The sequence below is a fragment of the Bartonella sp. AA86SXKL genome (genome assembly GCF_042196885.1).
This window is the reverse complement of the sequence record NZ_JBHIRE010000001.1, coordinates 147,863-169,552: the sequence shown is the minus strand read 5'-3', so window position 1 is coordinate 169,552 and position 21,690 is coordinate 147,863. Positions and strand designations below refer to the sequence as shown.

The 21,690-nt window shown below is 37.4% G+C and carries 12 protein-coding genes; 1 reads left to right on the top strand and 11 read right to left on the bottom strand.

Going from position 1 to position 21,690, the window contains the following annotated elements; genetic code table 11:
* Positions 1–36 precede the first annotated feature (36 nt).
* The 10 genes from ACFIO5_RS00595 to gyrB form a co-directional block, all read right to left on the bottom strand.
* Positions 37–2,502, bottom strand: a complete 2,466-nt coding sequence (locus ACFIO5_RS00595; protein WP_375633658.1) for a sensor histidine kinase — start codon at positions 2,500–2,502, stop codon at positions 37–39.
* 33 nt (positions 2,503–2,535) lie between these two features.
* Positions 2,536–3,933 carry an adenosylhomocysteinase gene (ahcY, locus tag ACFIO5_RS00590; protein ID WP_375633659.1) on the bottom strand — a complete coding sequence of 466 codons (1,398 nt, stop codon included), beginning with the start codon at positions 3,931–3,933 and terminating at the stop codon, positions 2,536–2,538.
* A 712-nt stretch (positions 3,934–4,645) separates the two neighbouring features.
* Positions 4,646–5,644, bottom strand: coding sequence for a complex I NDUFA9 subunit family protein (locus ACFIO5_RS00585; protein ID WP_375633660.1), 999 nt, complete (start codon positions 5,642–5,644; stop codon positions 4,646–4,648).
* A gap of 42 nt (positions 5,645–5,686) precedes the next feature.
* Complete coding sequence (locus tag ACFIO5_RS00580) at positions 5,687–7,006, bottom strand: bifunctional folylpolyglutamate synthase/dihydrofolate synthase (protein ID WP_375633661.1); 1,320 nt, start codon at positions 7,004–7,006, stop codon at positions 5,687–5,689.
* Positions 7,007–7,010: 4 nt separating this feature from the next.
* Entirely contained in the window at positions 7,011–7,931 is a 921-nt protein-coding gene (gene accD / locus ACFIO5_RS00575) for an acetyl-CoA carboxylase, carboxyltransferase subunit beta (RefSeq protein WP_012754464.1), read from the bottom strand.
* A gap of 982 nt (positions 7,932–8,913) precedes the next feature.
* Positions 8,914–9,633, bottom strand: coding sequence for a sulfate transporter family protein (locus tag ACFIO5_RS00570; RefSeq protein ID WP_375633662.1), 720 nt, complete (start codon positions 9,631–9,633; stop codon positions 8,914–8,916).
* 1,889 nt (positions 9,634–11,522) lie between these two features.
* A complete protein-coding gene (coaBC, locus tag ACFIO5_RS00565) occupies positions 11,523–12,944 on the bottom strand; it encodes a bifunctional phosphopantothenoylcysteine decarboxylase/phosphopantothenate--cysteine ligase CoaBC (RefSeq protein WP_375633663.1) in 1,422 nt (473 codons plus the stop codon).
* Between the two features lie 68 nt (positions 12,945–13,012).
* The gene (gene ubiB / locus ACFIO5_RS00560) at positions 13,013–14,599 is read right to left on the bottom strand and encodes a 2-polyprenylphenol 6-hydroxylase (protein WP_375633664.1); all 1,587 of its coding nucleotides are present in this window, start codon (positions 14,597–14,599) and stop codon (positions 13,013–13,015) included.
* A 2-nt stretch (positions 14,600–14,601) separates the two neighbouring features.
* On the bottom strand, positions 14,602–15,384 hold the full coding sequence (gene ubiE, locus ACFIO5_RS00555) for a bifunctional demethylmenaquinone methyltransferase/2-methoxy-6-polyprenyl-1,4-benzoquinol methylase UbiE (RefSeq protein WP_375617479.1): 783 nt from the start codon (positions 15,382–15,384) through the stop codon (positions 14,602–14,604).
* A 118-nt stretch (positions 15,385–15,502) separates the two neighbouring features.
* Entirely contained in the window at positions 15,503–17,935 is a 2,433-nt protein-coding gene (gene gyrB, locus ACFIO5_RS00550; protein WP_375617480.1) for a DNA topoisomerase (ATP-hydrolyzing) subunit B, read from the bottom strand.
* 1,256 nt (positions 17,936–19,191) lie between these two features.
* On the opposite strand from gyrB, the gene ACFIO5_RS00545 reads away from it, so the two are divergent.
* Positions 19,192–20,097 carry an ABC transporter substrate-binding protein gene (locus tag ACFIO5_RS00545; protein ID WP_375636379.1) on the top strand — a complete coding sequence of 302 codons (906 nt, stop codon included), beginning with the start codon at positions 19,192–19,194 and terminating at the stop codon, positions 20,095–20,097.
* A gap of 11 nt (positions 20,098–20,108) precedes the next feature.
* Here ACFIO5_RS00545 and ACFIO5_RS00540 read toward each other — a convergent pair whose 3' ends face one another.
* Positions 20,109–21,641: a YifB family Mg chelatase-like AAA ATPase gene (locus tag ACFIO5_RS00540; protein ID WP_375636377.1), complete on the bottom strand. Its 1,533-nt coding sequence runs from the start codon at positions 21,639–21,641 to the stop codon at positions 20,109–20,111.
* Positions 21,642–21,690 lie beyond the last annotated feature (49 nt).

Here is a 21,690-nt window from a genome sequence, read left to right as displayed (position 1 = left end):
ATGGATGAAAAATTTTTGTTATCATAAAGGTTAAAATTAAAAAATCTTATCTCCTTTGGAGAGTGGGAAAAAACATTTAACTGTTGTTCCTTTTCCAGAACCGGTAAGAATTTCAACATGTCCACCGTGTAGTTCAACGAAACTTTTTACAAGGGAAAGGCCAAGACCCGCTCCCGCACGCCCACCATGGTGTGAATGGGAAGAAAAACGTTTAAAAATACGATCAAGGATGTCTTCTGGAATGTCAGAGCCCTGATTGTGAACGCTAAAGACAATGTTATCATCTTGTTCATCGACGCAAAATTCAATAGTACTCGCCTCCGTTGCAAAATTAATAGCATTACTCAGTACATTCACAAAAATTTGATGCAAGCGCTTTTCATCAGCAGAAATAGAATTTAAGGAAGGAGAAATTTGTTGTAAAAGCGTAATATGACGTCCATTAAGGCGATCTTCTACACGTGCTACTGCTTGTATCATAGCATCGGCAATGTTAACCGATTTTATGTCCAACTCCATAATGCCTGCATCAAGGGTAGCAAGATCAAGAATATCGTTAACAATATTTAAAAGAGTTCCTGATTCTGAATGAATGTGTTCAAGATATTCTTGTTGACGTTCATTGATAGAGCCGAAAATTTGATCACGTAAAATATCGGAAAATCCAATAATATTGGTGAGAGGTGTGCGTAATTCATAAGAAACATGTTGGACAAATTCATTACGCAAACGATCAGCACTTTCTAATGCTTCATTTTTTTCTTGAAGAGCACGCGCAACATGGACAGTGTCCGTAACATTCACAAAAGTAAGCATCGTTTGTCCATTAGGAAGAGGGACCAGAGTATAGTCAATAATCATATCATTTTTAAGATCTATACGACCTGAAAATGTTTCACGTTTTTCAGCAAAACCGGTAATGAATTTGGTAAATTGATCCCATTCTTGTCCTAAGGTTAAGGCTGAACAATGGCTTTGTAACTGTGTAATATGGGTCCCTTCTACCAGTAAATTATAAGGAAGAGACCACAATTTCGACAAGGCAGGATTCGATAAACGAAGGCGTCCATCAGTACCAAAAACAACCACGCCTTCGGAAAGTTTATCAAGTGTTTCACCTTGTATTTTAATAAGTGTATTATAACGGCGTTCAAGATCAATTTTTTCTGTAAGGTTTTCGTAAAGCCAAGTGACACCTCCTTGTGGATGAGGGTTCGAGATAACACGCACCGTACGCCCATCTGGAAGATTCCAAATTTGTTGGTTCGATTCTGTTTGTCGATAGGCTTTAAAAAGTTCTTCTTTCCATGCGCGCCAATCGGGGTGTGCAGCAATGAGCCCTTTTTCACGTAGACGTTCAAGAAATAATGTATGGCTTGGTTCACTTTCTAAAAAGGAAGTCTCCAACGGCCATAAAATTTTAAAAGCATGATTACAGAATTTTAATTTTTGGTTTGTATCAAAAATAGCTACAGCTGTTGAAATTTGGTCAAGTGTTTCACAATGGCTTTGAAGGACATAACTTAATTCATGAGCAATATTTTCATATGCGCTGTCATCACGCGCAAAAGCTGCCATCCCTTCGGCTGTTGTAATACGTGTGAGATGAAAACGATGTCGTTCTCCATCAATAACTGTGTGAACATGTTCTTGAAAAATTGTTTCTGTTTCATTTGTTTTGCGTTGTGTATTTTCATTGAAAAGATCCCCCACTTCATCACTGCCTTCACGAAAATCTGTCATTTCTCTAAAGGCGCGATTGATAAAACAAACTTTTCCTTCACAATCTTTTATCCATACGGGCTCTTGAATAAGATCAAGAAGATTACGCTGCATTCTCAGTTCAGTAAGAAGGCGGGCGATATCTTTCTGTAAACGAGCATTTTCACTCTGTTGTTTTGAGATATCTTGAAAACGAGCAATAGCGACTGTTCCTGCGATGACTCCTGTAACTTGCAGCAATACATTGTTTGTGGTGGTGATAGAAAGATCAAAAGGGTGACATTTACAACGTAGTTGAGTCAATGCATAATCAAGTTCTCGAAGAGAATTTTCTTCAACCCAGAGCTCAAAACGCTGAAAATCTTTCTGGTCGATTCCTATTTTTTGCAATGCAGAAAGGGCACCAACGACACGGGGTAAGGTTGTTGGATTTTCCCAAATAAGAAGGAATTGCTCGGTTTCTTCCAGAAGCCATTCATAATATTTAAGTTTTTCAGAAAAATTTGCCTGAATTATCTTCAAAGTCTTCTGTGCAGTTTTTTTTGCACGCATAATAACAGCTAGGCACGTGAGAAGTGAAGCACAAGAAATTCCTCCACACAGCGCTAAAAGCAGCCATGGACCATTCGGCAAAGTGAAGAAAAATGGTAAATAACCTTCCAATGACTGAGCAACAGCGCATGTTGGAGAAAAAAAGAAAAAAAGGCAAAATATATACGCATAGATTCGAATCATTTTTTGAGCTTTTTCTTTGGGGTTATAGTCACCAAAGCTGCGCACGATATCTTTCCCTTTTTTAACCCAAGGAAATGTTTAGTAACGGTAATGGTTTGGTTTATAAGGTCCTTGTGGTGTGACTCCAATATAGGCGGCTTGTTCTTCTGATAAAACACTTAATTTTATTCCTAACCGATCAAGATGTAGACGTGCAACTTTTTCATCAAGATGTTTAGGCAAAACAGTGACTTCATTTGTATAGTGTTCTGCACGGGTAAAAAGTTCAATTTGCGCTAAAACTTGATTAGTAAACGAGGCTGACATGACAAAAGAGGGATGCCCAGTCGCATTCCCGAGGTTTAACAAACGCCCTTCAGAGAGCAAAATGATGCGTTTTCCATCGGGAAAGGTGATCATATCAACTTGTGGTTTAATATTTGTCCATGGCAAATTTCTAAGGGCTGCGACTTGGATTTCGTTATCAAAATGACCAATATTTCCAAGAATACACATATCCTTTACTTGTCGCATATGGTCTAAACGAACAACATCTTTATTGCCTGTTGTCGTGATGATAATATCAGCACTGGAAGCAGCATCATCCAAATTAACAACTTCATAGCCATCCATAGCTGCTTGAAGAGCGCAAATAGGATCAATTTCTGTTACTTTAACACGAGCCCCAGCACCAGAAAGAGATGCTGCTGAACCTTTTCCTACGTCACCATAACCACAGACAATGGCAGTTTTACCAGCGATCATCACGTCTGTTCCACGTCGAATACCATCGACCAATGATTCTTTACATCCATATTTATTATCAAACTTTGATTTAGTGACGCTATCATTGACATTAATAGCAGGAAAAGGCAAAAGCCCTTCTTTTTGTAACTGATAAAGACGGTTTACACCTGTTGTGGTTTCTTCGCTTACACCTTTAATTGCTGCGCGCTGTCGTGTAAAAAATCCTGGCGTTGCATCCATACGCTTTTGTATTTGTTTGAAAAAAATTTCTTCTTCTTCTGTTTTTGGATGCGATAGGATATCTTTATTTTGTTCTGCACGACTTCCCATTAAAATATAGTTTGTGGCATCAGCGCCATCATCTAAAATAAGATTGGAAGGATTACCATCTGGCCATTGGAAAATTGCATCTATATAAGTCCAATATTCTTCCAATGTTTCACCCTTAACGGCGAATACAGGAATACCAGTTGCGGCGATAGCTGCTGCTGCATGGTCTTGCGTAGAAAAAATATTGCTAGAGCTCCACCGTATATCGGCGCCAATCGCTTTTAATGTTTCAATTAAAACAGCTGTTTGAATTGTCATGTGCAATGAGCCAGAAATACGCGCTCCGCGCAAAGGTTGATTAGAGGAAAACTCCTTACGACAAGCCATCAAACCAGGCATCTCAGTTTCAGCAATATCAAGTTCTTTACGACCATAAGCGGCAAGTGCAATATCTTTGACAACAAAATCTTGAGCTGCCATTCTTTATTCCTTTAAAATAAGTTTTTCCAAGACGGTAGGAGAAATTAAAAAAAAATGCAAGACAAGAAGAGGACTTCTTTATGTGAAAAAGCTCTTTTAAAATCTCCATAAATTTGTGCAACAAATATGCATTTATGAATCTGAATAATGATGTTACTGATAGAATAAGAGATCTTCATGATAAGTCTTATTATATAAACAAAACTCTATCCTTTTCACGTAACTTTAAAGCTTTTAAAAATCTCCAAAGAGAATACCTTTTAAATAATAAAAATTGTGCATTGCTTCACAGTTTTTATATCGATTTTTTATGGGATAATATCGAAAGTATTATACTCGTATTCTACTCACTTATGCGGTTGTTGAAAAAGGAAGAATTACTTTAATCTCATTATTAAGCTTTCTACCAAAATAATATAATGCAAAGTCATAGGTTATCATATTTATGAATAGGCAATTCAGAATCGGTTCTTTAGGATTCCAATGTTGCATCTGCTCTTGGATAAAGACAGTTTATAAGAAGTGCTTTTCTCCTGTTTTCAACGATTTTTATCAAAATACTATAGGTATACGATTAAACATTTTTTGTGATACTGAATAGAGCATTTAAAACGCAAAAACATTACTCTATTGAGCATTCTGATTTCAGAATCGCTAACAACGAGTTATAAATTATAAATCAAATAATAACTCAGTTTTGGAAAAATTTATTCTAGACGTGTAAGTTTTGGGAAAATTGACCATGTGGACGAAATCGCCAAAGATAACTTGGCAAGAATGCAGCCATTGCTCTGGGGGTAATTCCCGCACCTTCTAGAGTATATCCATTCTCTATAGCCTCTTTAGAAACAATGTTATCCATTTGCAAAAAACGTATCTGATTGGCTGTTACAAGTGTTGGTACAAAAGGCAATTTACCGATAGTTCCCAAAATTCCTCCAATCAATAGACCAGCAGAAAGAGGTATGGATAGGATTGTTTTTTTACGGTGAATAATTTTGAGTATATTTTCAAGAGTATTTTGAAAGGTGATAATCTGGGGACCACCAAGATCATAATTTTTTCCCCAAGCAACCTGTCCATCTAAAGCGCGCGCGATAAACTCAGCAACGTCACCAACATACACGGGTTGCAATTTGCTTTGCCCACCCCCAAAAAGAGGCATAATTGGTAAAAAACGTGACAAATCTGCTAAGGTGTTAAAGAAACAATCCTCTGGTCCAAAGATAACGGATGGACGGATAATAATTGCTTGAGGATGCTTGTTATGAACGATTTGTTCACCCATAAACTTAACACGTGCATAAAGACATGAAGCATTCTCGTTAGCCACAAGTGCTGACATATAGATGAGCGGAATAGCAGCTTGTGCTGTTAATTCAGCAACATTGTAAGCACCATCAATTTGTGTGTTTTTAAAATTCGATTGATTTGCTTGTTTTAAGCTACCAGGTAAAAACACTGCCGCATCAGCTCCAAGCAACGCGCGTGCAACAGAGGCACGATGCTTGATATCCGTTTTAAGCATTTGGGTTTGTCCTACTTCTCCTATTTGGAGCATGTAATAAGCTTTTTGTGGATAACGAACAGCGATACGAACGCGATATCCCCGCTTAGTCAAAGTTTCAACGACATGTCGTCCTACAAAACCAGATCCGCCAAAAACAGTAATAAGTTTAGGATGTTGATAAAGTGCACAATCAAGTTGCATGATTAAAAAGTCTATCTTTCAAAGCTTTAAAATAATCAATTTCTAGCATGGAGGTGTTTTATTGTCACGTAAAATATCGCCCGCAAGATAAAGGGAACCACTAATAAGGACAATTGCCTCTTTATATTCGGCTCTAATCTTATGCAAAGCATCTTGTAGATGTGCTTGTGGAGTAGCAAAGATTCCTGCTTTTTGCGCTGATTCAGCTAATTTTATTGGAGAGATACTGGCATTATTGTTAATTAGCGGTATCGTATATATTTTATCGACAAGGTTCGCTAAGGAACGAAAATAACCGACAGCATCTTTGGTATTGAGCATGCCAGCAATCATAATAATAGGACGATCTGTTTTTTTTCTCCATTGTGTAAGTTCTGCTGCAATAACTTTTCCAGCAGCAGGATTGTGACCACCGTCTAACCATAAATCAATATTAGGAGACAGTTGATCAACCAAATGTCCTTGGATAAGATGTTGCATCCGTGCGGGCCAATAGATATTTTTCAAAGCATCATTTATGGCTTGTTCTGAAAGTTGAAAGCCCGCTTGATAGACTGCTTCAAGAGATGCGCCAGCATTGGCAATTTGGTGGCCTCCAATAAGGTTAGGAAGGGGAAGATCCATGAGACCTTGATTGTTTTGAAAAACCATACGTCCATGTTCTTTATAACTTTGATAATCTTGATCAAATAGAGAATAAGGTGCTTTATTTTTATCGGCAAGGGGTATTAAAGTAGCAAGAGTTTCTTCATAATTTTGCTTCCCGATAACTACTGGAACGTTTGGTTTGATAATTCCCCCCTTTTGAAAAGCGATTTGAGCAATTGTGTTTCCAAGAAAGTTCTCATGATCATAATCGATGGGCATAATAAGCGATACAGCTGGTTTGTTAATGACATTGGTAGCATCAAAACGTCCTCCCAACCCAACTTCTAAAATGACAACATCAGCTGGATGTGTACTAAACAGCATAAAGGCAGCGGCTGTAAAAATTTCAAAAATAGTAATCGGCTCTTGACGATTTACTTTTATAATTTCACGGATTGTCTCAGCCAATTGGTTTTCTGTAACAAGTTGACCACCTCCTTTTTGACCTATCCGGCAGCGTTCATTCCAGTTGACGAGATGAGGTGAGCTATAGACATGAACGCAGTATCCTGCACTTTCTAAAAGAGCACGGCAAATTGCTGAGGCAGATCCTTTGCCATTTGTTCCAGCGATGTGAATAATAGGGGCAAGTTTTAAATGTGGATTACCAAGACGCTCTAAAAGGTGAATAATACGCTCTAAAGAAAGATCAAATTTTTTCGGATAATTTTTTAGTAAATCATCTACCACCTTTTGTATTTGGCTTTGTTGCATAAATTTAAGCTGCTTTTGTTGTAGAAAGCGATGTTTGAGAGTCTGTAGGGGATGGATCGGAAGGGTTAAAAACAGCAGGGCGTTTCATCATCAAACGTAAAAGACGCGCAATCGTTGTTTTCATTTCTAAACGTGATACAACCATATCAATCATACCATGTTCGAGCAGATATTCACTACTTTGAAAACCTTCTGGTAGGGTTTCGCGTATAGTTTGTTGAATCACGCGTGGACCAGCAAAACCAATCATAGCGCCAGGTTCGGCAATGTGAATATCACCAAGCATGGCGTAAGAAGCAGTAACACCACCGGTGGTTGGATTAGTCAGCACAACAATATAGGGAAGTTTTGCTTCTTTCAACATTTCAATCGCTACAGTTGTACGAGGCATTTGCATCAACGAGAGCGTTCCTTCTTGCATGCGTGCGCCACCAGAAGCAGAAAAAAGAACCAGCGGACGCCTTTCGGCAATGGCAGTATCAAAAGCTTTGATAATAGCTTCTCCTGAAGCCATACCGAGTGATCCACCCATAAAGGCGAAATCTTGAACGGTTGCAATGATTGGTAAGCCTTCAATCGTACCACGTGCACTTAAGATATTATCATCAACACCAAGTTTAGAACGATAATCTTTTAACCGGTCAATATAGCGTTTTTCGTCACGAAATTTTAAAGGATCTGTTACAACTTTTGGATTTTCAAGAGCTGTATAAACACCATCATCAAAAAAATGCATGAGACGATTTTTAGCGCTAATACGCATATGATGACCAGAATTGGGAGCTACAAATTGATTAGCTTCCAGATCTTTATGGAAGATCATTTCACCACTGGTAGGATCTTTAATCCATAGATTTTCTGGAATTTCACGGCGCCCCAATATAGAGTTAATTTTAGGACGAACATAATTTGTAATCCAGTTCATCTTTATAACCTTCCTTTAAATATTACACATCTTTCGCATGATTTGAAAGAATATGAATCTAAGCAGTCACATTTGCTTTACCGGTGGAACAAAGGAGTCTATTTAATACTTTTATCAGTGTACGTATAGCTTGTTTTTTAACTTTTTAATTTTCCAATATCATAACAATCATATCTATGAAGAGTATTCCCTATAACAAATTTCTCATAAGTTTAAGAACTTACATGTTTTTATTTTTTTACTTTGGTATTAAAATTCACTCCTTGCGATGGTTAACAAATCCCTTATTTTTTAATAAAAATGAATATCCAATTAATCACTCGTATCAACGGTTCTGAAGAAAAGAAACCTTATAATATAAGGCGTTAATAAGGCTAAAATAATCCATTTAAAATACTGTATAAGACGACATCATATTAGCGAAACGCTAACATCAGAGCAAGATTTTTTTCAAAAGGTTTTTTTAAAGCGCGTGCTTTTCACAATTAAAATAGAATACGCTCAAAATACCATTATATTACTCATTTACGTGTTTATTTTACACAGATATCTTTCAATAATTTCCAAAACTCTCTTATGAAGAGTATACACTCTCCATGAATGGTATAAAAGACATTATGCTATCCGTTTTTACTGAAATAGAAAGTACAAAGCGACACCATCATATTCTTTTTCAGTTTTCAATACGACGATAATGTTTGCATTAAGAGGATTCATATAAAGATATTTCACGCCTTTTTGAAAGTACTTTTATCCGCACACCACCTCCGTTTATGACATATTAACAAACGATTTCAATTGACCTAATATGAATAGGATTAAAATGAAAAACCCTCATAATATTTAGGTTTTTCACTCATGTTGTGAAACGATAAGTTATCATTATAAATCAATATATTGCTTTAATAAAAGATAAAGCATAAAATTTTATATTATGTTTTCTTTGGCTGGCAAGTTTTATTAACCTTAAAGTCAAGGAACACTATTTTTGTGTAATGCGTGCCATGGTCTTTTGGGAAAGCATTTTGTGTAAATATGTCATAAAGGCAGCTGCAAAAAGCGGTGTTGCTAAATTAAGAATTGGAATCGAAACAAAAAGCGCTATCAATAATCCTGCGCCAAAAACCGTTGTGTAATGAGTATGTAAAAAAGCACGGGCATCTTGTTCTGTTCGAAAACGGTAAGCCGCAAACAAGAAATATTCATGACCGAGCAAATAACCATTAATAAGATAAAAAGCAATTAAATTAATACCTGGTATGAAGAATAAAATAAAAGCAATTCCATTACCAAGAAGGCTTAAAATAACAAATTTAAAGGAAATGATAAGAGAACGCTGAAACGGCAAAGCTTGTCCAATAGGCTCGTTTGGGTAATCCTCTTTTTCAATGATTTCAGCAGCAGAGTCAATGAAAAAACCACCAATCATAGCTGAGATCGGTGCAATCAAAAAAGCCAACAAAAGAGCCAAACCAAGATTAAAAATGATAAGCATGCTAAAACCAATCCATCCCGCCCAACTAGGGAGTCCAGGAAGAAATTGAGCAATCCAGGGCCAAAAGTAAGACACAAAAAGTTGGTGCACACATAACCATAAAATGGTGAGAATGAAAAAAGTAACCCCCAATGCTTTCAGTATCATAATACGATATTGCGAGGTCATAAGACGTTGTAAAGCACGATAAGCAGCAGTAAAAATCATAGATTAATAAACTAAGGAAAGAAGCAAAAAAAACAAGAAATATATTTAAAGTATGTACAGTGTAATTTTTTCTTTCTTTGAATTACAAGATTTTTTTCAAGAACATTATAAAAAACGGTTAAGGTTTCTTTGTTAAAAATAAAGTTTGAATAAATAGAAATTTTGATTTTTAAAAACAAAGAAGAATTTAAAAAGTAGCTGTTGTAGAAGAAATTTTTAGTATTTTTGTACATAGTGTAGATTATTGCGTTTATATGATATATGTAAAAAATTAAGGAATAAGAACTATTTGGGAGAAAAGTTGTTTACTTCTATTTATTCAGTAGAGTTATCTAACTTCGTTTATCTAAGTGCTTAATTGTTTTACACAATTCCTAAAATTCTGTACTTTTCTACTATTTGGCGGCATGCTTTTGCCCCTCGCTTTCAAAAAAATATTGAGTTCAATGGAATAGGGGTAACGTAGTAGCTCCGTAGATATTCTAATTTTGGGCAACAGAATGATTAATATGATAGAAGTGGAAAAAATAAGCTTAGGCGATTGACCGTCCGATCCCATAGAAGAGCAGTTTTTTGAGGAAGCAAAGAAAGGGAGAAACCACGGATGCTTAAAAATGATGAGATTTTGAATTTTAAAAGCTATAAGTGCAATGAAGTAAGCATTCATTGAAGCACTTTTCATACAAGTGGTGCACTGTATCAAATAATTTTTAGATAATAACACCACTAATTTATCGAAGAGAATTGATCATTTTCAACTTGAATAAGAATCCCAAATATAGAAATATTCTTTAATTTCAAAGACTCTATTCAACATCAAAAAATTATTTACGTACACATTATAGGCGAGACCAATGTATGGATACAAAGCTTTCAATAAAGGAATAAAAATGCTTCTCATGAAACATCACAATGTGAGGATATCATGGATAAAATTCTAGTTTTTGTGGTCTTGGTATTCTGGAGAGAGGACACACACATTTAATTTTAAAGACCGATCACTGAGAAAAATAATAAAGGCTTCAGTTTCATAAACTTATAGACAGTGGTGCAGTGAATTTTGTCTACACTCTTTATAAGCGTCAGTGTGAGATATGCTTCAAATTGCATTGAGATATTATAATATCATTGATTTATACATTATTTTTCATAGCGAATAAGAGCTCAAAATAAAGTTTTCATATTTTCTCATTAGCTGCTCTCATCATGAAACAATCAAAATCATTTATTTGCATATCATAAATATGACCGATATGTGGATAAAAACATTGAAGAAAGAAAATGCTTTTTATAAATTTTATCCATTACAAGAGCTTTGTCAAAATTGATGGTAGCCAAAGTGAATGATAGCTTGTTTTTTTTTATAAGCTGGCGAGACAGTGGTGCAATAGATCCTACTTTTATGAAGGCTAGGGTGAGATAGGATTTTTTAAAAAAACATTTCCCAACGCTCATCACACCCATTTCGCAACAGCGTTTGTGAATGGTATATGGGTAAAGCTCTCGTGAATAATATAAAACTTATAGGGCATCACTAACTTTACGCTTAATAAAAAGAGCACGCTGGCACCATCATTCTCAGTGTTTGTCCGAGACAAGCCCTTGGTTCTTGAGACGGTCCATTATAAGCGCTTTTAGTTCTTTCTGAAACGTTTTGTATTCATACAGTTATCCTTGTTTACAACGTGCAAGAAAATGATTTTTATTGATTCAACATGAGAGAGATTGGGAATGAGAGAATCTTATGATATTTGGGATTCTAATTTAATATGAACAATGCGATATTATCATTATAAACCAGAAATATTATATACTAATTGAGATGGATAGACACCTATTGTCAGTTCTATTTTATAAGGTGTTTTAATATCAACGCGTTTGAAGAGTTCTTATTTGCAAAGGGGTATATTTTCCTCATGAGGAGTAGGTGTTTTGGGGGCAAAAAATGATACAATCACGTTTGCTAATTTTTGCGCTACGTGTTGTTTACTCATATGGGGCCATTGTTCAACTTTTTTTCTACTTACGAGATAAACTTGATTTGTATCAGCGCCCATGACACTTGTACCATCTAGTTGAAGAGAAATATCATTAGCAAGAATGAAATCAGCTCCTTTTTCAACACATTTTTTTTGTGCATTGGCAATGATATCACATGTTTCAGCAGCAAAACCAATGACCAATGAGGGGCGGTTTGGAGCGTGTCCAATCGTTGCTAAAATGTCAGGATTTTCAACCATATGAAGGGATGGTGGTATTTTATGAGCATTCTTTTTAATTTTGTGTAAAGACTGCGTTTGACTGCGCCAGTCACAAACAGCGGCAACAAAGATAGCACCATCAGCAGGCAATGCGGTTTGAACGGCTTGTAACATCTGTTGTGCTGTTTCAACATGAATGGTTTTTACTTCTTGTGGGTCTGCGAGATTAACAGGTCCACAAATAAGTGTTACTTTTGCACCCAAATGTGCAAGAGCGGTTGCGATGGCATGACCTTGTTTACCTGAAGACCGATTAGCAATATAACGCACTGGATCAATTGGTTCATGGGTAGAGCCAGAGGTAACGATGAAATGGCGGTCAGAGAGAGGTTTTTCATGCACATTCAAAAGATTCTCTATGGTAGCGACAATAGTTAAAGGTTCGCTCATGCGTCCATATCCCATCTCGTCACGTTCAGCCATATTTCCGATTTCTGGTCCGATGATATGAACGCCATCTGCGCGCAATTGTGCAACATTGCGAATAGTGGCTGGATGCGTCCACATGGACGGATTCATAGCGGGTGCAATCAAGAGTGGACAGCGTGCCGCTAAAAGAATGCAATTAGCCAGATCATCTCCTATGCCATTGGCTATTTTTGCAATACGGTTGGCTGTAGCAGGAGCTAAAATAATCAGGTCAGCATCACGTGCTAATCGGATATGTCCGATATCGTGTTCTTCTTCGCGTGAAAATAAATCAGTATATACAGTACCACCGCTTAAAGCTTCAGCGACTAAAGGCGTAATAAATTTTTGCGCTGCTTTTGTCATCACAACTTTTAAATGTGCTCCACGTTCTTGTAAACGGCGAATCAAATCAAGTGCTTTATAGGATGCAATACTTCCACCAATAATAAGAAGGAGAGATTTTGATTTCAATGATTGCATTTCAACAGCGCTAGCATGAAGGGGTTGTGTGGTGAGAAGAGAGGGATTGCTTAAAAGGCGCCGGACTTCTTCTTCCATAGAAATACCATTTTGCGCGGCGCGTATGCGCAAAGCTTCTTTGGTTTCAGGAGACAGGTTACGAATGGTAATACTGGCCATAAAATACCTCCAAGAAATAAAATGATTGCAATGATTTCATTGTTGATATTTTTAGCATATTAAGGAGATTAGAAAAGATGAAAAAAGTAAAAAGTAAGACAAGCGCAACAAAGTGCAATGATGAAAAGACTATAACGACCATAACGGTTTCTGTGACTTTGTTCTACAGCAAGTTGTTTGAGGGTAGCATGAGAAAGATTAAAACCTGTTTTTCTCATTTGATTAAAATCTTCTTCTATTTGTTGGAAATTTTGAACCAATTGTGGTGTTTTGCGTGCCAGCGAAAGGAGAGCTTGTGCTCCTTCACTAAAGTCTTTTGCAACGCCTACGGGTCCTAAATTTTTACTAATCCATTCTTTGACAATGGGTTCAGAAGCTTTCCACATATTAAAAGTGGGGTCTAATGTGCGGGCAACACCTTCCACGACAACCATCGTTTTTTGCAGCAATAAAAGTTCAGGTCGCGTTTGCATGTCAAATAATTCAGTGACTTCAAACAATAAAGTGAGCAATTTAGCCATGGAAATGCTTTGTGCTGATTGTCCGTGAATTGGTTCGCCAATAGCGCGGTTGGCTTGCGCAAAGCTTTCAATATTATGGTGTGAAGGAACATAGCCTGCCTCAAAATGGGCACGTGCAACTCGATGGTAATCGCGGGTAATAAAGCCGTAAAGAATTTCAGCAAGGAAATGCTTTTCTTTTTTTCCAAGCCGTCCTGTAATACCTAGATCAACAGCGACAATACATCCTTTTTCATCTACAAATAAATTACCAGGATGCATATCGGCGTGAAAAAAACCATCACGCAGTGTATGACGAAGAAAAGATTGAATAAGCGTAATAGCAAGCGCCTTCAAATCAAATCCTGCTTCTTTGAGTTTGGAAGTTTCGGATATTCTTATACCATCAATCCATTCCATTGTAAGAACATTACGTCCTGTCCGTTCCCAGTCAATACGTGGAACCCGAAAGCCTGTATCATGTTGAATATTTTCAGCCATTTCAGATATAGCTGCTGCTTCTAAGCGTAAATCCATTTCAAGTCGTGTTATTTGTGCTAAAGTATCCACCACACAAACAGGACGAAGCCTTCGAGAGGCAGGGATATAGCGCTCTTGCAAATGAGCAATGAGATAGAATCCTCTAAGATCTTTAGAAAAACGTGCTCTGATATTGGGACGAATAACTTTTACAGCACATTTTTTCTTATGGCCAGTTTCATCACTGTATTCAGCTGGATGAACTTGAGCAATAGAAGCGGCGGCAATGGGGGGATAAAAATTTACGAATAAATCATCAATAGAGCGACCAAGAGAACTTTCAATTTGAGCAATAGCGGCGGTGCAAGAAAATGTTTGGACACGATCTTGTAGTTGTGACAAATCTTCCGCAATATCACGGCCGACAATATCAGGCCTTGTTGCAAGAAATTGACCAAGTTTTATGTAAGAGGGTCCAAGCTTATTAATGGCATATGAAATATTTTCAGATCGCTGTTTCTTTTTTGTTTTGCGTCGTGCTAATGCACTCGCTATACGATGACATAGCGCTGGAAATCCTTGAAGATCATCATGAGGAAGAGCACTTAAAACACCTTCACGTGTTAAAACCCATCCTGCACGCATCAATTGAAAGTAAGGGGAAATTTGCACCATTTTTAAATTTTCCAACCTGAATGCAGCGCTGCAATCGCACCGGTGAGATTGCGGTACGATACCCGCGAAAACCCCGCATGCTTGATCATATGGGAAAAATCATCTTGCTTAGGAAATTTGCGGATAGATTCAACCAAATAACGATAAGCATCGCCATCATTTGCGATAAATTGACCCAGCTTAGGGATAGCATGGAAAGACCAAAGATCATAAATTTTATCGAGCCAAGGCATCTCGACATTTGAAAATTCTAAACATAAGAAACGTCCACCGGGCTTTAAAACACGAAAAGCTTCTCTAAGAGCTTGATCAATATGAGGAACATTGCGAATTCCAAAAGCAATCGTGTAAGCGTCAAAGCTTCGATCTTCAAAAGGTAGATTTTCTGCATTGGCTTCAACAAAATCAATCAGAGGGGCAAGACCATTTTTTTGTGCGCGTTTTTTGCCAACGCTGAGCATTGAGCCATTAATATCAAGCACCGTAGCATGGGCTTTTTGGCGTGAAGCATTAAGAATACGAAAAGCAATATCACCTGTACCGCCAGCGACATCAAGAACTTTCCAATGAGAAAGTGCTGGTGGGGAAAGCCAAGCAATCATGGAATTTTTCCACACACGGTGTAGCCCTAAGGATAAGATATCATTCATCTTGTCATAATTTTCAGCAACAGAATGAAACACACCATCCACCATGAATTGTTTTTGTGTTTCATCTACTCTTGTAAAACCAAAAGAGTGCTCCATGCCACCCTTGGTTCCTACACGTTCTGTTTCAATTGCCATGTATATGATCTTCCTTATTTTTCTTTTATCGTAAATGAAATAGAGAGGGAATGTTCAACTACGAAAAAACAACGTATAAAACTACGACGTTTACACAGCCAAAAACAGAAGAGTACCTTTAGATATCAAGATTGGCAACGCTTAAGGCATTGTCTTGAATAAAAATACGTCTAGGTTCAACTTCATCACCCATGAGACGAGAAAAGAGTGAATCTGCATCGGTTGCATCATTAATTTTTACTTGTAAAAGAGAACGTGCATTGGGATCAAGCGTTGTTTCCCAAAGTTGTTCAGCATTCATTTCCCCAAGACCTTTATAACGTTGAAGAGTAACACCTTTTTTACCGTTTGTAAAAATGCTCTCTAAAAGGCTCATAGGACCAAAAATACGCTCTGTTTTATCTTTGCGACGTAAAAGAACAGGAGGATGATATATGTCGATAAAATTTTGGGAAATGCGATCAATTTGGCGTGCGTCAGTTGAATTTATAAGTCCCACATCAAGCGTAACAACATCTTTAACACCACGCAAAATACGCTCAAAACATAAACTTCCATCTGCTGTATATTGTCCACTCCAACCTTGTTCCATATCATCAGCAATCAGATTAAGGCGGTGTGCTGTAGTATCTGCTATTTTTTGCGCTTTTTCTTGTGTTGCAAAGACTTCAAGATTAAAAGCGCCAGCAATTGCTGCTTGTTCAACAATATTACGGTCATAACGGGTATGAAGACCATTTAAAAGTTGACGTAATATACGAGCATCTTTAGCGAGTTGATACAAATCAGCCCCTGCACGAACTTCTCCCGTTGAAAGCTCAAGCGTTGTTTCTTCTAATCCAGTATCGATCAAGAATTCTTCAAACGCTGCTTCATTTTTAATATATTGGGAAGATTTTCCACGCGACACTTTATAAAGAGGAGGCTGAGCAATATAAAGATGTCCACGTTCAATCAACTCGGGCATTTGTCTAAAAAAGAAAGTGAGCAGCAGAGTACGAATATGGGCTCCATCAACGTCCGCATCCGTCATGATAATAATCTTATGATAACGTAATTTATCCGGTGAAAATTCATCCTTCCCGATAGACGTTCCAAGAGCTGTAATAAGTGTTCCAATCATATCAGATGAGAGCATGCGGTCGAAACGTGCTCGTTCAACATTGAGGATTTTACCACGAAGGGGTAAAATTGCTTGATTTTGACGTGAGCGCCCACTTTTTGCTGAACCGCCAGCCGAATCCCCCTCGACAATAAAGATTTCTGATTTTGCGGGATCTCGTTCTTGGCAATCGGCAAGCTTTCCTGGTAGAGAAGTGATATCAAGCGCCCCTTTTCGTCTTGTTAGTTCACGTGCTTTGCGTGCTGCTTCACGTGCTGTTGCAGCTTCTACCACTTTACTAATGAGAAGTTTTGCTTCATGAGGATGTTCTTCCAGCCATATTGAAAGACCTTCATTGACCAAACTTTCAACAATAGGGCGCACTTCAGAAGAGACTAACTTATCCTTTGTTTGTGAAGAAAATTTTGGATCAGGAACTTTGACAGAAAGAATAGCTGTTAATCCTTCACGGCAGTCATCACCGGTTAAGTTCACTTTTTCTTTTTTAGCAATACCTGAAGATTCAGCATAGCCATTAATTTGGCGTGTAAGGGCACTTCTGAAACCTATCAAATGAGTTCCACCGTCACGCTGAGGGATATTATTGGTAAAACACAAGACCTTCTCATGATAGGAATCATTCCACCATAGGGCAACATCAACGCTCATACCATCCTTTTCACTTGCAATATAAATAGGAGTATCAAGCAGAGCTTTTTTTGATTGATCAATATATTTCACAAACTCTATTAATCCACCTTCATAATGCAATTCAACGGATTTAATATCAGCATGACGCTCGTCAACAAGAAGAATATAAACCCCAGAATTTAGAAAGGCTAATTCCCGTAAGCGGCGCTCCAAAATTTCAAAATCAAACTCAACCATAGTAAAGGTTTCAGAGCTTGGTAAAAATCTAATTTCTGTTCCACTTTCTTGATCGCAATCGCCAACAACTTTTAATGGAGCATCAGCTACCCCATGGGTAAATGATATTTCATGAATTTTACCATTGCGTTTGATTTGCAATTTAAGCCAAACGGATAATGCATTCACAACAGAGACGCCAACACCGTGTAATCCGCCTGAAACTTTATAAGAGTTTTGATCAAACTTTCCGCCGGCATGAAGCTGTGTCATAATAACTTCAGCTGCAGAAATACCTTCTGTTGGATGGATATCTGTCGGAATTCCACGTCCATTATCACGAACAGAACAAGAACCATCAGCATGGAGTGTGACGTTTACAAGAGTTGCATGACCGGCTAAAGCTTCATCGATAGCATTGTCTACAACTTCATAGACCATATGATGTAACCCCGATCCATCATCAGTATCACCAATATACATACCAGGACGTTTGCGTACAGCATCAAGACCTTTGAGAACTTTGATAGAAGCGGCATCATAGTTATTGCTTTGTGCTGGTGAGGTTATTTCATCACTCATAAGTTAGTCCATTCCTGTGTTCAATTTACAATATTTTATCCGCTTTTTTTAAAGCTCAATGTTCTGATCAGTTATTTATGGAATAACCACATTAAATATTTACCGTATATCAGATCTAGATTCAATATCTGTCGATATATAATGGAGAGAATGATAAAATGATAGTGTACTGTTATGCTGTAAAACACTAGGGCGGTGATATAAGGCGAATAAACACTTATGACTTATACAAAAAGCTGTTTCATAAACGATGCTATTTACTTTGTTTATTTTTGCATATACGTTCTGTTTCAGAATTAGTTATGCATTTTGTGTTACACTAATAAAGGTCTCACTTGTTTTATCCATAAATCAATTTTTCAATCCTAATTCTACCATATATTTAAAACAAAGGTTGCGAGCTCTCTAAGCAGTTCAAACTTTTGTATGTTAGATTGAGACGAAAATATTATGTATATTGGTTTGTGTCATCTTTAAAATGTGAAAAAAGCTTTATTTGAGGAAAATATAAATGCGTAAATGTAAAAACATGTTTCCACGATCATCTTTATATTCAACTTTACAATTTAAAAAAAACGTCTTACGGTGATGTTTTTGAATAAGGAGGGTAATGACGCATTATCTTACGCTTTTGTTTCTTGTATTCTCGTGAGGTTGCATCGCTCATTCAAAACAAAACGCCATTGTACTGTTTATTCACGCACTTTTTAAGGAGCATCTCTCAATGTTCCCAAACTCATTTTACAACGATATTTGAATAGTATAACGCAAAATACCCTGTGAATACTACAAGATTTATGTCCCCCATCTTTCCCATCGTGACAATAAAGTGCAAATCAGAATCATCATTTTATTTTTCAGCTCTTAAATGTTGGTGCAACCTTAATGTTGAGAAAACCCTCGGCATTTGAGGGGTGTTTTTACTCTTTTCTTCAATAGTATCTATATACTTCCCAGGTTGTGATACGCAAGGAAATGGTCTTAATATTTTAAGGTACGCGGGATATTTTGATAAAATAAAGTGTACCACTAAAGTATATACAGCTTATTTCTTATATTAAAAAATTAAATCGCTTTTCTCTAAAATTACTTTTTATATATTCATTTTGGAAAATTAACATCAGAAATCTAAGCATTTTCAATGGTTTCAAAAATAGCAAGAATTTTATTTATTAAACGCCAGATATTTTGGTGAAGTGCGTTAGATAATAGTTAAGAAGTGTTGCATCTTAGTTTTGAAAAATGGGGGAGAGATTTTGAAAATAAAAAAATCTATATATGTGAAACATCTTCAATTGCGTTTAAAGTACTTTTTATTCAATAATCCATACAATATTTTTATTCGTATTTTATTTGTAGCAGGGGGGGTTCTATTTTCCTCTTACGCAGAAGCTGAAAGGCTGCCTTCTTTTTTTGATTCGCATGAACATTTGGTACAACCTGATACAACGGATATCTTTCGTTTGCGTTTTGTAACAAGTTTTGATTTTCCTCCTTTTAATTTTATTGATCAATCGGGGTATCTTGCAGGTTATAATATCGATTTATTGCGCGCTATTTGCTCAAAATTAAAATTAGAGAAGCTTTGTGAAATAGAAGTGATTCCTTGGAAAGAGCTTGTAGAACATGTTAAAAATGGTGGTGCAGAAGTCATTATTGCGGGTTTAAAAGAAACAAGTAAAACCCAGCAAGATCTTGTTTTTACAAAGTCATATTTGCGCTTTCCAGCGCGATTTGTTGCTTCTCGACGTTTAAATCTCGATGAGCCAATAAGCGATCAATTGATACATTTAACCAGTGGTGTTTTGTCTAAAAGTGTTCACGAAAAACTCTTTCAACATTATTTTCCTAAAGCCAAATGGCAAGGGTTTAAAAAGAGAGAAGAGCTCTATAAAGCATTACAAGAGCGTAAAATTGACCTTATTTTTGATGATGGATTTGCTTTATCATTATGGTTCAAAAAACAAAAATCTGTTGATTGCTGCCATTTTGTTGGGGGGGCATATATGGCGCCACAGTTATTGGGGCAAGGAATGCAGCTTGCTGTTGCAAAAAAGAATGAAAAATTGGTTGATATACTCAATTATGCGCTGAAATCTCTAGAAGAGGATGGTAAACTTACAGAACTTTATTTGCGTTATTTTCCAATAAGTTTTTATTGATGAGTAGTTTTTTAATTAAGGGCTGTTAATCTTTCTGCGCCTAGTCGATAGGAAATAGCTTCTGCGAGATGATAGCGTGAAAGAGTATCTGATCCGTCAAGATCAGCAATTGTGCGTGCAACTTTGAGAATGCGATGATAAGCGCGTGCAGAGAGGTGCATTTTTTCACTCACATCTCGTAAGAGTATGGTCGCACTTTTATCAGGAATGGCAATCTGTTCTATAATTTTGGCAGGGCAATCGCCATTGGTACGAATATGATCAAACCCCATTGTTGAAAAACGTTTAGCTTGAATGGTACGGCACCGTGCGACGCGTTTGGCAACGTCACAGCTTTTTTCTGATTGTTCTGGTTGCATAAGGTCTATAGCCGTCAAAGCAGGGACATCAATCCGTAAATCAATTCGGTCAAGCAGAGGACCAGAAATACGGGACTGATAATCGATTTGACAGCGTATCCCTTTAGGGCAAACATGGTCTTTTTCGCCTGCCATACCACAACGGCAAGGATTCATTGCGGCAATAAGTTGGAAGCGAGCAGGATAGCTAATATGGTGATTAGCGCGGGCGATAACTGACACCCCACTTTCTAAAGGTTGACGAAGAGAATCAAGAACCTGTGGAGAAAATTCAGGCAATTCATCAAGGAATAACACACCATTATGAGCAAGGGAGACCTCTCCTGGTCGTCCTTTAAGCCCTCCACCAATCATTGCGGCCATGGAAGCAGAATGATGTGGGGAACGAAAGGGGCAATGAAGTGAAATGGTATTATGAACCGTTTCTCCTGTAATAGAAGCAATCAGAGAGACATCTAAAAGCTCACGGCTATCAAGAGGTGGCAAAATGGAAGGTAAGCGTTGCGCTAGCATAGATTTTCCAGCACCAGGGGGACCTACAAACAAAAGGTTATGGCGTCCAGCAGCACAAACTTCTAAGGCACGTTTGGCTGTTTTTTGTCCTTTGATTTCGCAAAGATCTGGAAGTCCAGTTTCGATAGTATATTGGCGCGGTTGTGGACGTTTTTGAATTTGGGTTCCTTTGAAATGGTTGACTATAGTGAGCAGAGTCTCTGGGGCAAGAATATTTATTTCTGCATTTGCCCATGCTGCTTCAGGTCCACATTGGAAGGGACAAATCAGTCCTTTATCGAGTGATAAAGCTGTCATGGCAGCTGGTAAAACACCATTAACAGCGGTAAGTGAACCATCCAGTGATAATTCTCCTAAAATGATATAGTCTTGAGCTACTTCGGGAGGGAGGATTCCCATAGCAAGCATTAAGCCTACAGCGATTGGCAAATCATAATGCGATCCCTCTTTAGGCAAATCAGCTGGTGCAAGATTAATCGTAATTCGTTTAGTAGGCATAGAAAGTCCACAAGCGTGGAGGGCTGCTTGTACACGTTCACGGCTTTCTGCAACTGCCTTATCAGCTAATCCAACAATAGCCATTCCTATTTTACCAGACGAAATCATAACCTGTACATCGACAGGGACTGCTTCTAGACCGCGAAAAGCAACAGTTGTAATACGTGCGATCATTTATTTATTTTCCCCTTTAGACTTGGTAGAGACAATCATATCTATTTAT

Bases quoted from the DNA above. Each gene is read 5' to 3' on its own strand.
- ahcY (WP_375633659.1), bottom strand. From the start codon at position 3,933: ATGGCAGCTCAAGATTTTGTTGTCAAAGATATTGCACTTGCCGCTTAT.
- ACFIO5_RS00585 (WP_375633660.1), bottom strand. From the start codon at position 5,644: ATGCAACTTGATTGTGCACTTTATCAACATCCTAAACTTATTACTGTT.
- ACFIO5_RS00580 (WP_375633661.1), bottom strand. From the start codon at position 7,006: ATGCAACAAAGCCAAATACAAAAGGTGGTAGATGATTTACTAAAAAAT.
- accD (WP_012754464.1), bottom strand. From the start codon at position 7,931: ATGAACTGGATTACAAATTATGTTCGTCCTAAAATTAACTCTATATTG.
- ACFIO5_RS00570 (WP_375633662.1), bottom strand. From the start codon at position 9,633: ATGATTTTTACTGCTGCTTATCGTGCTTTACAACGTCTTATGACCTCG.
- coaBC (WP_375633663.1), bottom strand. From the start codon at position 12,944: ATGGCCAGTATTACCATTCGTAACCTGTCTCCTGAAACCAAAGAAGCT.
- ubiB (WP_375633664.1), bottom strand. From the start codon at position 14,599: ATGGTGCAAATTTCCCCTTACTTTCAATTGATGCGTGCAGGATGGGTT.
- ubiE (WP_375617479.1), bottom strand. From the start codon at position 15,384: ATGGCAATTGAAACAGAACGTGTAGGAACCAAGGGTGGCATGGAGCAC.
- gyrB (WP_375617480.1), bottom strand. From the start codon at position 17,935: ATGAGTGATGAAATAACCTCACCAGCACAAAGCAATAACTATGATGCC.
- ACFIO5_RS00540 (WP_375636377.1), bottom strand. From the start codon at position 21,641: ATGATCGCACGTATTACAACTGTTGCTTTTCGCGGTCTAGAAGCAGTC.